Below are 12,581 nucleotides of genomic sequence, written 5' to 3'. Positions count from 1 at the left end.
TCGTCTCCGTCAGTGTTTGCCGATCGGGTCGCCTTCCACGTCCGGGCCACGGCCCGGGCCCACGCGGAACTGGAACTCGCCGTCGTACTTCTTGTGGCCCTCGATGACGGCCAGTTCGACGGCCTCGGAGCCCATCTGCTCGCGCACGATGACCGGGTCGCGGCGCAGGTCGCGCATGAGGGCGACGCACATGAAGGTCATCACGACGACGAACGGCGCCGCCGCGAGGATCGTGAGGTTCTGCAGGCCCGTCAGGGCGTCGCCCTGCCCGCTGCCCACCATGAGCATGATCGCGGCGACCGCGCCGGTGACCACGCCCCAGAACACCACGACCAGACGGCCCGGTTCGAGCGCGCCCTTCTGCGACAGCGTGCCCATCACGATCGAGGCCGCGTCCGCGCCCGAGACGAAGAAGATGCCGACCAGGATCATCACGAGCAGGCTGGTCACGGTGGCGATCGGGAACTGCTGGAGCACGCCGAAGAGCTGGCCCTCCGGGGTCGCCTCCTTGCCGAGCCGCCCCTGCTCCTGCATCTTCATCGCCGAGCCGCCGAAGATCGCGAACCAGATCAGGCTGACCGTGCTGGGCACGAGGATGACACCGCCGACGAACTGCCGGATGGTGCGGCCCCGGCTGATCCGGGCGATGAACATGCCGACGAAGGGCGTCCAGGAGATCCACCACGCCCAGTAGAAGACGGTCCAGCTGCCCAGCCAGTCCGCGACGCCCTCGCCGCCGCTGGCCTCGGTGCGCCCGGCCAGCTGGGGCAGGTCACCGAGGTAGGCGAAGACGGACGTGGGCAGCAGGTCGAGCACGATGATGGTCGGGCCCGCGACGAACACGAACAGGGCGAGCACCAGCGCCAGCACCATGTTGGTGTTGGACAGCCACTGGATGCCCTTCTCCACGCCCGACACCGCGGACGCGACGAAGGCCAGGGTCAGCACCGCGATGATCGCGACGAGCAGCCCGGTGCTCACCTTGTCCATCCAGTTCAGCTCCTGCACACCGGAGCCGATCTGCAGCGCGCCGAGCCCCAGGGAGGCGGCGGACCCGAAGACGGTCGCGACGATCGCGAGGATGTCGATGACCCGGCCGGCGGCGCCGTTCGCGTTCTTCTTGCCGATGAGCGGGGTGAACACGGCGCTGATGGTCTGCCGGCGCCGCCTGCGGAAGGTGCTGTAGGCGATGCCGAGGCCGACCACGGCGTAGATCGCCCAGGGGTGGAGCGTCCAGTGGAACAGGGTGGTGGCCATGGCCGTCTCCATGCGATCGCCCGAGTCGGCCGGGTTCGTACCCGGCGGGGGCGCGCCGTAGTGCGACAGCGGCTCGCTCACGCCGTAGAACATCAGGCCGATGCCCATGCCGGCGCTGAACATCATGGCGACCCAGGAGACCGTGCGGAACTCCGGCTCCTCGCCCTCCGCGCCCAGGTGGATACGGCCGTAGCGGCTGATCGCGAGCCACAGGGCGAAGACGACGAAGCCGGAGGCGGCGAGCATGAACGCCCAGCCGCCGTTGTGCATCAGGCCGCTGAGCATGCTGGTGGAGACGTCTTCGAGCGAGTCGGTCGCCGCGGCGCCCCAGACCACGAAGGCGAGGGTGAGCACCGCTGTGACGCCGAAGACGATGCGGTCGGTCTGCGGCCGGGTCTGGCCCGGCAGGCCCGCTTCCGACCCCGGCAGCGCGGCTCCCTCGGGGGAGTCCTTGTCGCTTGGTCGTTCTTGCGTCACAGGCGGCACCTTTCATCGGGGACTGCGAGAAGGATCGGTTCCTCCGTAACGCTGCTACCACGTGTGGCGGATTTTCACCCCCCTCAGCACGTGGTTTCGTGTGCACCTCCTGTGAGGTGGTACTCGGCCCGGTCGTCGAGCAGCAGGGGGACGAGCGCCCGCAGGGACTGGCGCACGGGGACGAGCACGCCCTCGGCGTCCTTGCGTACGCGCACGCCGTGCAGGGCGAGTTCGTCGCCCACCTCGGCGTACTGGGCGGCCGTGAGCCGGTAGCCGCAGGGTGGGTCCGTTATGGTTTCCGCCGGTTCGGGCGGGTCGTTGTCGGCGCCGCCGACGTAGACCGGGCCGGTGGCGGCGTACCCGGTGAGCCGGGCCCGGTCCGTGGCCGCCTCGATCTTGCCGCGGCGCTCATCGGCGTAGCCGAACAAGCCCTTCAGGGCGGCCAGTTGGGAGCTCACCCGGCGCCGGTTGTTCAGCGCCTCGTCCGCCTTCTCGGCGTCGGTGAGCGGGTCGACGCGGCTCTCGATGAGCAGGCCGACGGAGTGTTTCAAGCCGGACATATTGCGCAGAATGCGCTCTTGTCCGTCTCCGGCGACCTGTTTGACCGGCTCGCCGGTGACCGGGTCGGTCCAGATGCCGTAGGTGCCGGTCGAGTGGCCGGCCCGGTGCGCGGCCGGCCGGACGTACGCCTCGGACAGCGTCCGCGCCTCCTCGTGGACCGCGTCGTGCGTGTTGGGGTTGCGCGGCCAGAGGTCGAACAGGGCCTTGTCGTAGTAGGGGGGTGTGGCGCCGTACTCGTGCAGGTCGTACACGATGTCGGGCCGGTGGTCGCGCAGGACGGCGGCGAGGGCGCGGCCCTCCGCGGTCTGCAGGGCGAGGTGGTCGCGGTTGATGTCGACGCCGTCGCTGTTGCCGCGCGTGTTCGCCGCCCGGCCGTCGGGGTTGGCGGTGGGCACGACGAGGACCGTGGTGCGGTCCAGGAAGCGCCGGGTGCGGCTGTCGCGGGCGTGGGCGAGGTCGCGGATCGTGGTCAGGCACGCCTCGCGGCCGGAGGGCTCGTCGCCGTGCTGGGCGCAGACGAGCAGCACCGTGCTGGGGCTGGGCCGGGTGCCGATCCGGACGAGCTGGAGCGGCCGGCCCTGCTTCGTCGTACCGATACGGGTCAGGGAGACGCGGCTGCTCGACCGGTCGACGGCCTTGAGGAAGTCCTGTTCCTCGGGCTGGGTGGTCCAGCGGGCGCCGCCGGTCTCCTCGAAGCCGGTGCGGGGCGACGGATCGGTGGTCGCGGCCTGCGCCGGGACGGCGACCAGGGATGCGGCGAGTGCGACGGCGGTCAGGACCAGAGCGCGGACGCGGATCACCGGCTTCCCTCCGGGACGCGGTGAGTCGTGCGCGGTTCCCGTACGCCGTCCAGGACGCCGGCGTCGGGCGTGGCGGACGCGGCGCCCTCGGTGGCGCGCGCGAAGGCGGTGGCGCCGCCGACGAACGGCACCCGGGCCGAGGTGCGGGAGAGGTCGAGCGTGAGCTTCGGGCGGTCGGCGGGAGGGTCGATGAGGTCCTTGTCGGTGCCCGCGACGATCAGCGCCAGGCGGTGGCCCTTGGGCACGACGTGGTCGGTGGCCGCCAGGTCGAGGGTGATCGTGTACCGCTTGCCCGGGGTGAGCGGGGCGCCCTCGAGGTCCGAGGCGTGGTTGCCGAGGTCGGCCCAGCCGCGGCTGACGACCGTGTAGTCGACGTCGGCGGTCTTCGCCTTCGTCTCCTTGAAGCAGGAGCTGTCGCCGGGGGTGCTCGGGCCCCAGCAGGTGCGGTCGGGGAGGGTGGTGATGCCTTCGTCGGCGTCGGCGTAGTCGCGGATGGTGGCGGGGCCGACGTCCACGAGGACGGCGGAGAGGTGGGCCGTCGGGGTGGAGGGCGTGGCGGTGACGGTGACCTCGGAGGAGCCGGACAGGCGCAGGTCGCGGGTGAGCGGACCGGTGACGAACCCGGCCTTCTCCGCTGTCGACGTGTCGATCTGCGCGGCCCAGTCGGTCTCGCTGCGCGCCGGGTCGTCGGTGAAGGTCTCGGTGCCGTGGCCGCGGTGCAGGCCGAGGGTGCCGACGCCGGCCTGGGTGCCCCGGTCCGGGCGCAGGGTGGCGGCGCGGGTGCCGCTGGGCGGCCAGGTCCGGGAGGTGTCCCACTGGTCGGGCCGGCGTTCGATGTCGGCCATGGGCTCGCGGTCGATGCCGTTGTCGTAGCCCATGAGTTCGTGGTCGAACCAGCGGTGCAGGGTGTCGACCCATTCCGCGCGCCGGAAGTCGAAGGGGTCGACGTGGCCGGTCTGGGAGAGCCAGATCTTGCGCTCGACGCCGTTCTTCGCGAGGGCGTCCCACCACTGGCCGACGTGCTTCATGCGGACGTTGAGGTCCTGCGTGCCGTGGATCAGGAAGACGCTGGCCCGGACCTTGCGCGCGGCCTTCACGTAGTCGCGCTCGGTCCACAGCGGGGTCCAGTCGCCGGTGCGCGGGGCGCCGTCGACGAGCTTCTGCTGGACGGGACCGCACTCGGCGCGGGCGTCGGGGCTGTTGACGTAGTTCGAGAGCCAGTCGGGGCCGGAGTCGTAGAGCGGGGCGCCCTGCTGGAAGTAGTAGTCGTACCAGGAGGAGATGGCGCTGATCGGGACGATGGTCTCCAGGCCCTTGACGCCGGTGGCGGCGACGCCGTTGGCGATGGTGCCGTCCCAGCTCTTGCCGATCATGCCGGTGCGGCCGTTGGTCCAGCCGGCCTGGGCGCGGGTGGTGCCGGTGCGGGTGGTGTAGGCCTTGGCGCGGCCGTTCAGCCAGTCGACGACGGCCTTCGCGGACTGGATGTCGGAGCGGCCGCCGACGTCGACGCAGCCGTCCGAGCGATTGGTTCCGGCCAGGTCGACGCCGACGAAGGCGTAGCCGCGCGGCACGAAGTAGTTGTCGTAGAACAGCGGCATCTGGACGACGTCGCCGTTCGCGTCGTACGTCTTCTTCTGGCTCTCGTTGCCGCGCCCGCAGCAGGAGTAGTACGGGCTGGCGTCCATGATGACGGGGATCTTCCGGCCCTGGCGGGCGGGTTCGCGGGGGCGGACGATGTCGACGGCGACCCGGTCGGCCTTTCCGTCGCCGTCACCGTCGAGTCCGGTGTCCACCCAGACGGCCTCGCGGATGGCCTTCTCGTACGAGTAGACGGGTTCGCTCCCGCGTGGTGCGGCCTGTGCGGCCGCCGGGGTGAGCAGGGTGGCCATCAGGGCGGCCGTGGCCGCCGTCGCGAGCGGTCTCCAGGTCGTGAAGCGCGTGCGTTTCGGCATGCGCCGGACGCTACATCGGTGAACTCCTGTTCAGAAGAGGGCAACTGACGGACCGGCGTGTCCTGAATCGACCGAGGGGCCAGGAGCCTCATGTCGGCCGAATGGCGATCGTGTGACAGCAGGGGCCATGGACATGACCAGAGACACAGGGAGTGAATAGGCTCCGGACAGACTTCGGCACCTACGACTTGGAGCCTTGCGTGCACCGCAGAATCATCGCGCCGGGAGCCCTGGCAGCGGCCGTCCTCCTGCTGGCGATCCCGGCATCAGCCGCTCCCCGCTCCCCTGGCGCTCCGGGTATCGGCGACCCCTACTACCCGGCCTACGGCAACGGCGGATACGACGTCTCCCACTACGACCTGAGGCTGAAGTACCAGCCGGCGACGGACGAGCTGGAGGGCACGGCGACCCTGGTGGCCCGCACCACGCAGGACCTGTCCAGCTTCAACCTGGACTTCCTGCTGGACGTCAGCGAGGTGCGCGTGAACGGGGCCGCGGCGTCGTTCACGACCTCGGGCGAGCACGAGCTGGAGGTCACGCCGAAGACGCCGCTGGCCAAGGGCACGCCGATCACGGTCGTCGTGCGCTACCGCGGGGTGCCGTCCTCGAAGCAGGCCTACGGCTTCACCAGCTGGCACCGCACCCCGGACGGCGGCGTCGCGGCGAACGAGCCGGAGGCCGCGGCCTGGTGGTTCCCCAGCAACGACCACCCGCTCGACAAGGCCACCTACGACGTGTCCGTGCTGGTCCCGGACGGCACCCAGGCCATCTCCAACGGCACGCTCCAGTCGACGAGTTCACGGCTCGGCTGGACCCGGTGGAACTGGCGCTCCAACAAGCCGCAGACCACGTACCTGGCCACGCTGGCGGTCGGGAAGTTCGACATCACGACCGGCAGGACCGAGAGCGGCATCCCGGTCGTCAACGCCTACAGCAAGGACCTGGGCGACCACGCCGGCGCGGCCCGCGCGAGCATCGAGCGCAGCGGGGAGATCGTGGACTGGCTGAGCGAGTACTTCGGTCCGTACCCCTACAACGCGCTCGGCGGGTACGTGCCGAACACCACGACCGGGTACGCGCTGGAGACCCAGACCCGGCCGTTCTACAGCCCGCGGCAGTTCGCGAACGGGTCGAACGTGTCCCTCGTCGTCCACGAGCTGGCCCACCAGTGGTACGGGGACGAGGTGTCCCTGAAGCGCTGGAAGGACATCTGGATCAACGAGGGGTTCGCGCGGTACGCGCAGTGGCTGTGGTCCGAGCACGAGGGCGAGGGCACGGCGCAGGAACTCGCCGACTACGTGTACGCCTCGCACCCCGCCGACGACCCGTTCTGGACGGTGAAGCCCGGCGATCCGGGCCCTGACAACCAGTTCCACATCGCGGTGTACGACCGGGGCGCCCTGGCGGTGCAGGCGCTGCGGAACGAGATCGGCGACGAGGCGTTCTTCGCCGTCCTCAAGGGCTGGCCCCAGAAGTACGCCCACGGCAACGCGTCGGTCTCCGACTTCCAGCGGTACGCCGAGGAGGTCTCCGGCAAGCCCCTGGCCGCCCTGTTCGACACGTGGCTGTTCCAGCCGTCGAAGCCGGGGGCGCCGGCGGCTCGGGCCGCGGCGGTGGCGAAGGCCGGGGAGAAGGGGACGGTGCCGCAGCCGAAGTCGTGGAAGAAGATCGCGGCGACCAACGGGGTGCACGGGCATGGGGGGCGTGGACACCAGGGGCACGAGCACGAGGGGCATGAGCACGACGGGCACGAGCACGACGGGCATGAGCACTGAGACGGCCCGTCCCGGCCGGCGCCCGGGGGCGCAGAGGGCGGTGCCGCCTCACGCGCCCCGCCCGGTCGGGCGGTAGCCCGGACTGCTGAACGCCGTCGCGCGGCTTACGGTGGGCCCATACGCACCGGCGTATGGGCCCGGCGGCGTGGACAGGGCGGCCGACGGAGGAGCCGGACGTGCGGAACGTGGCGATCATCGAGGCACCGTCCGTGCTCGGGCTGCGGCCGACCGGCGTGGAGGAGCTGCCGGAGGCGCTGCTCGGGGCCGGGCTGGCCGAGGCGCTCGACGCGGAGGTCGCGGGCCGGGTCGAGCCGCCGCCGTACGACCCGGAGCGCGACCCGGACACCGGGGTCCTCAACCCGGCCGGCATCGCCGCCTACTCCGCCGCCCTGGCCGACGCCGTGGGCGCTGTCCTCCATGACGGCCGGTTCCCCGTCGTGCTCGGCGGCGACTGCAGCGTGCTGCTCGGCAACCTGCTCGCGCTGCGCCGCCGGGACCGGCACGGTCTGCTGTTCCTCGACGGGCACACCGACTTCTACCAGCCCTCGGCGGAGCCGGCCGGGGAGGTGGCCTCCATGGAACTCGCCCTGGCCACCGGGCGCGGGCCGCGCGTGCTGGCCGACCTGGAGGGCCGGGGCCCGCTGGTGCGGGACGAGGACGTCGTCGCCCTGGGGTTCCGGGACGCGGAGGAGTCCGCGGCGTACGGCATGCAGCCGCTGCCGGAGGCGCTGCACGCGATGGAACTGCACACCGTCCGGGCCCTGGGCGCGACCGAGGCGGCCCGGCGCGCGGTCGGGCTGCTGACCGGGGACGGCGCGGGCGCCGGGTACTGGACCCACCTCGACGTCGACGTCCTGGACGACGCGCTCATGCCCGCCGTCGACTACCGGCAGCCGGACGGCCTGACCTGGCAGGAGCTGGAGACCGTCCTGCGCACGGCTCTGTCCGACGGCGGCGCCGTCGGCCTCGACGTGGCGATCTTCAACCCCCGCCTGGACCCCGACGGCACGATCACGCGGCGCCTCGCCGACTGCCTGGCCGGGGCCTTCGATCGCGGGGACTGAGCCGGCGGTGGGGCCACCGGCCGTGGCCCCGGGCCGCTACTTCGTCAGCCGTGACAGCTCCTGGTCCGCCGTCTGCGACACCCGGCGGCGGATGCCGAACCAGCCCGCGACCAGCATGACCGCGATCAGCGGGATGAGCAGGAGCGTCTTGCGGCCGACCTCGGGGTCGTTCCACATCATGCCGAGGCAGGCCAGCAGGAAGGCGATCGTGGTGATCTCCGTGACCGGGCTGCCGGGCAGGCGGAAGGAGGGCCGGGCGACCAGGCCCGCCTTGGCGCGGCGGACGAAGACCAGGTGGCAGATCATGATGATCACCCACGTGCTGATGATGCCGAGGGAGGCCACGTTCAGCACGATCTCGAAGGCCTGGGCCGGCACCAGGTAGTTCAGGCCGACGCCGAGCACGCACACCGCGCAGGTCAGCAGGATGCCGCCGTAGGGGACCTGGCTGCGGTTCATGCGGGCGGTGAACTTCGGGGCCGAGCCGGCCATCGCCATGGAGCGCAGGATCCGGCCCGTGGAGTACAGGCCCGAGTTCAGCGAGGACATGGCGGCCGTGAGGACCACCAGGTTCATCACGTCGCCCGCCGCGGGGACGCCGATCTTCGACAGGACCGTGACGAAGGGGCTCTCGTCGGCGGAGTAGACCGAACCGGGGAGCAGGAGGGCCAGCAGGACGACCGAGCCCACGTAGAACAGGCCGACCCGCCACATGATCGAGTTCACCGCGCGCGGCACGACCTTCTCCGGCTCGGCGGTCTCGCCCGCGGCGACACCGACCAGCTCCAGCGCGGCGTACGCGAAGATCACGCCCTGCATGACGAGGACGACGGGCATCAGGCCGTGCGGGAAGACGCCGCCGTTGTCCGTGATCACGCTCACGCCGGGTGTCTGGCCGCCCACCTCCTGCTGCGTGGCGAGCAGGAAGATGCCGATGAGCATGAACCCGACGAGCGTGGCGACCTTGATGATCGCGAACCAGAACTCCATCTCGCCGAAGTACTTCACCGAGATCAGGTTCACGGCCAGCACCACCGCGAGGGCGACCAGCGCGAGCACCCACTGCGGGATGTCGGTGAACATGCTCCAGTAGTGCGTGTAGAGCGCGATCGCGGTGATGTCGGCGATGCCGGTGGTCGACCAGTTCAGGAAGTACATCCAGCCGGCGACGTAGGCGCCCTTCTCGCCGAGGAACTCGCGCGCGTACGACACGAAGGAGCCCGAGGAGGGGCGGTAGAGCACGAGCTCACCGAGGGCCCTGACCACGAAGAAGGCGAAGATGCCGCAGACCAGGTAGGCGATCGCCAGCGCCGGGCCCGCGTTGTGGAGGCGGCCGCCGGCGCCGAGGAAGAGTCCGGTGCCGATCGCGCCGCCGATAGCGATCATGTTGACGTGGCGGGCCTTGAGGTCCTTGCTGTAGCCGGCGTCGCCCGCGTCCGCGGGCACCTGGGCCGCATCGGTACGCGGCGTGGCCGCAGCCGTGTTCACGGCGTCCTTGCTCACGGGTGGTTCCACTCTCTGGATCGCCCCGGACGTCGTGGGCCCGGGGTCCGTACAGTGCGTTGGCCCGCACCACCCTTGTGACGCGGCACAGACCAAGGCAGCACCTTCCCACACCGATCCGGTCGCATACGGTGGCCCACGTCACAGAGCGTCACTTCTCACAAGGTCCACTTCGGATGCGCACAGAGGCCGTCCGCCGTTCACGGCACGGTCACCCAGGGGTGCCGGTGAGGTTTCACAGCACTGGTGAGACAGCGATACTGCTGCACATGACGACCGAGACCGAGCAGCCGACCCTCACGATCGACGAGCTGGCCGCCCGGGCCGGTGTCACGGTGCGTACGGTCCGCTTCTACGGCACCAAGGGGCTGCTGCCCCCGCCGGTGCTCGGTCCCCGGCGCGTGGGGCACTACGGGCGGGAGCACCTGGCCCGGCTCGCGCTGATCGAGGAGTTGCGGCAGCAGGGCATGACGCTGGCCGGCATCGAGCGTCATCTGCGGCAGCTGCCGCCGGACCTGAGCGCGCACGACCTGGCCATCCACCGGGCCGTGGTGGCGTCCTGGGCACCGGACGCCGTCGGGACGGTCACGCGGCAGGAGCTGGAGCGGCGGGCCGGACGGCCGCTCGGCGAGGAGGACGTCGAGCGGCTCGTCGCGATGGGCGTGGTCCGGCCCGTGGAGGACGGCTACGAGGCCGACCTCGGTCTGCTCCGGCTGGGCGTCGGCCTGCTGGACGTGCCGCTCTCGCAGGAGGCGATCTCCGCGGCGCGCACGGTTCTCGTCGAACACACGCGCGCCGCGGCCCGTGAACTCTCCCAGCTCTTCCGCGGCGAGGTGGCGGAGCGTGACGCCCGGGACGTGCGGTCCCTGTCCGCGCACATGCACCCGCTGGTGGTGCAGGCGCTCCTCACGGCCTTCCAGCGGTCGTTGAGGGAAGAGCTGGGCGAGTGGCTGACCGGGCCTCCGGAAGGGTCAGCCGCGGGCTGAGTCGCTGAACCGCTCCCCCTGCTGCGCCTTCTCCACCAGCAGCGCGGGCGGCGTGAACCGGTCGCCGTAGCGCTCGGCGAGTTCCCGCGCGCGGGCCACGAACCCGGGCAGGCCCCCCTCGTAGCCGTTGATGTACTGGAGCACGCCGCCGGTCCAGCCGGGGAAGCCGATGCCGAAGATCGAGCCGATGTTGGCGTCGGCGACGGAGGTCAGCACGCCCTCCTCCAGCAACCGGACGGTGTCCAGCGCCTCGGAGAACAGCATGCGTTCCTGCATGTCCCGGAAGGGGATTCGGTGGCCGGGCTCGGTGAAGTGCTCGCGCAGGCCCGGCCAGAGTCCGGCGCGCCTGCCGTCCTCGTCGTAGTCGTAGAAGCCGGCGCCGCCGCTGCGGCCCGTGCGGCCGAACTCGTCGACCATGCGGTCGATGACGGCCTCGGCGGGGTGGGGCGTCCAGGTGCCGCCCGCCTCCTCCACCGCCCGCTTCGTCTCGGCCCGGATCTTGCGGGGCAGGGTCAGCGTCAGCTCGTCCATCAGGGACAGCACCTTGGCCGGGTAGCCGGCCTGGGCGGCGGCCTGTTCGACCGAGGCGGGCTCGACGCCCTCGCCGACCATGGCGACGCCCTCGTTGATGAAGTGGCCGATGACGCGGGAGGTGAAGAAGCCGCGCGAGTCGTTGACGACGATCGGCGTCTTGTTGATCTGCCGGACCAGGTCGAAGGCGCGGGCCAGGGCCTCCTCGCCCGTGCGCTCGCCCTTGATGATCTCGACGAGCGGCATCTTGTCGACCGGCGAGAAGAAGTGCAGCCCGATGAAGTCGGCCTGGCGCTCGACGCCTTCCGCGAGGGCGGTGATGGGCAGGGTGGAGGTGTTGGAGCACAGCAGCGCGTCGGGCGCCACGACGTCCTGGATCTCCTGGAAGACCTTGTGCTTGAGGGACGTGTCCTCGAACACGGCCTCGATGACGGCGTCGCAGCCGGCCAGGTCCTGGACCTCGGCCGTGGGCGTGATGCGGGCGAGCAGCGCGTCCGCCTTCTCCTGCGTCGTACGGCCCTTGGCGACGGCCTTGGCGCACAGCTTCTCGGAGTAGCCCCTGCCCTTGAGGGCCGCCTCCAGGGACACGTCCTTCAGCACGACGTCGATGCCGGCGCGGGCGCAGGAGTAGGCGATGCCCGCGCCCATCATCCCGGCGCCGAGGACGGCGACCTTGCGGACCTGGCGCGGCTCGATCCCCTTGGGGCGGTTGGCGCCGGAGTTGACGGCCTGGAGGTCGAAGAAGAACGCCTGGATCATGTTCTTCGAGGTCTGGCCGGCGGCCAGTTCGACGAAGTAGCGGGCCTCGATGACCTGGGCGGTCTCGAAGTCGACCTGGGAGCCCTCGACGGCCGCGGCGAGGATGTTGCGCGGGGCCGGGTAGGGGGCGCCGTTCGTCTGCTTGCGCAGGGTGGCCGGGAAGGCGGGCAGGTTCGCGGCGAACTTGGGGTTGGCCGGCGTGCCGCCCGGGATGCGGTAGCCCGGCTTGTCCCAGGGCTGCTGGGACTCGGGGTGGGCGTCGATGAACGCCCGGGCCTTGGCGAGCATGTCCTCCTGGCTGTCGGCCACCTCGTCGACGAGGCCGTTCTCCAGGGCGCGGCGCGGGCTGTACTGGGTGCCCTGGAGGAGGACCTTCAGCAGGGCGTCGGCGATGCCGAGCAGGCGGACCGTGCGGACGACGCCGCCGCCTCCGGGGAGCAGGCCGAGGGTGACCTCGGGGCAGCCGATCTTGGAGCCGGGCGCGTCCAGGGCGACGCGGTGGTGGCAGGCCAGGGCGATCTCGTAACCGCCGCCGAGGGCCGCGCCGTTGAGCGCGGCGACGACCGGCTTGCCGAGCGTCTCGATGCGGCGCAGGTTCCGCTTGATGGCCATGCCGCCGTCGAACAGCTCCTGGGCCGTCTCGGGCGTGACGCGGATGAGGTCGCGCAGGTCGCCGCCGGCGAAGAAGGTCTTCTTGGCGGAGGTGATGATGACGCCCCGGATGGTGTCCTTCTCGGCCTCCAGGCGGTCGGTGACGGCGGCGAGGGAGTCGCGGAACGCCTGGTTCATGGTGTTCGCGGACTGGTTCGGGTCGTCGATGACCAGGGTGACGAGGCCGGTGCGGTCCTGTTCCCAGCGGATGGTGGTGGACTCAGTGCTCATGTGGAGGTGCTCCGTGTGATCCGTCGGGAGGGGG

At 71.2% G+C, this 12,581-nt stretch carries 8 protein-coding genes; 3 read left to right on the top strand and 5 right to left on the bottom strand.

Going from position 1 to position 12,581, the window contains the following annotated elements; translation table 11 throughout:
• Positions 1-9: 9 nt before the first annotated feature.
• The 3 genes from C1703_RS34660 to C1703_RS34650 form a co-directional block, all read right to left on the bottom strand.
• Entirely contained in the window at positions 10-1,734 is a 1,725-nt protein-coding gene (locus tag C1703_RS34660; RefSeq protein ID WP_114256544.1) for a BCCT family transporter, read from the bottom strand.
• 83 nt (positions 1,735-1,817) lie between these two features.
• Entirely contained in the window at positions 1,818-3,095 is a 1,278-nt protein-coding gene (locus C1703_RS34655) for a M14 family metallocarboxypeptidase (protein ID WP_114256543.1), read from the bottom strand.
• Positions 3,092-5,047, bottom strand: coding sequence for a Xaa-Pro dipeptidyl-peptidase (locus tag C1703_RS34650; protein ID WP_114256542.1), 1,956 nt, complete (start codon positions 5,045-5,047; stop codon positions 3,092-3,094). Before C1703_RS34650 ends, C1703_RS34655 begins: the two co-directional genes overlap by 4 nt.
• 200 nt (positions 5,048-5,247) lie before the next feature.
• Here C1703_RS34650 and C1703_RS34645 point away from each other — a divergent pair, with 200 nt between their 5' ends.
• On the top strand, positions 5,248-6,822 hold the full coding sequence (locus C1703_RS34645) for a M1 family metallopeptidase (protein ID WP_114256541.1): 1,575 nt from the start codon (positions 5,248-5,250) through the stop codon (positions 6,820-6,822).
• Between the two features lie 176 nt (positions 6,823-6,998).
• Positions 6,999-7,886: an arginase family protein gene (locus tag C1703_RS34640; protein WP_114256540.1), complete on the top strand. Its 888-nt coding sequence runs from the start codon at positions 6,999-7,001 to the stop codon at positions 7,884-7,886.
• Positions 7,887-7,922: 36 nt separating this feature from the next.
• On the opposite strand, the gene C1703_RS34635 is transcribed toward C1703_RS34640, so the two are convergent.
• Entirely contained in the window at positions 7,923-9,389 is a 1,467-nt protein-coding gene (locus C1703_RS34635; RefSeq protein WP_114256539.1) for an amino acid permease, read from the bottom strand.
• A 269-nt stretch (positions 9,390-9,658) separates the two neighbouring features.
• Here C1703_RS34635 and C1703_RS34630 point away from each other — a divergent pair, with 269 nt between their 5' ends.
• On the top strand, positions 9,659-10,375 hold the full coding sequence (locus tag C1703_RS34630) for a MerR family transcriptional regulator (RefSeq protein WP_198678350.1): 717 nt from the start codon (positions 9,659-9,661) through the stop codon (positions 10,373-10,375).
• Here C1703_RS34630 and C1703_RS34625 read toward each other — a convergent pair.
• On the bottom strand, positions 10,361-12,547 hold the full coding sequence (locus C1703_RS34625) for a 3-hydroxyacyl-CoA dehydrogenase NAD-binding domain-containing protein (RefSeq protein ID WP_114256537.1): 2,187 nt from the start codon (positions 12,545-12,547) through the stop codon (positions 10,361-10,363). The genes C1703_RS34630 and C1703_RS34625 overlap by 15 nt on opposite strands.
• Positions 12,548-12,581: the final 34 nt, after the last annotated feature.

Source organism: Streptomyces sp. Go-475 (assembly GCF_003330845.1).
In the GTDB taxonomy this organism is placed as follows: domain Bacteria; phylum Actinomycetota; class Actinomycetes; order Streptomycetales; family Streptomycetaceae; genus Streptomyces.
This window is presented reverse-complemented; position numbering and strand designations above follow the sequence as displayed.

What these genes read in the sequence shown, in the direction of transcription:
- C1703_RS34625 (WP_114256537.1), bottom strand. Translation starts at nt 12,547, where the DNA reads ATGAGCACTGAGTCCACCACCATCCGCTGGGAACAGGACCGCACCGGC.
- C1703_RS34630 (WP_198678350.1), top strand. Translation starts at nt 9,659, where the DNA reads ATGACGACCGAGACCGAGCAGCCGACCCTCACGATCGACGAGCTGGCC.
- C1703_RS34650 (WP_114256542.1), bottom strand. Translation starts at nt 5,047, where the DNA reads ATGCCGAAACGCACGCGCTTCACGACCTGGAGACCGCTCGCGACGGCG.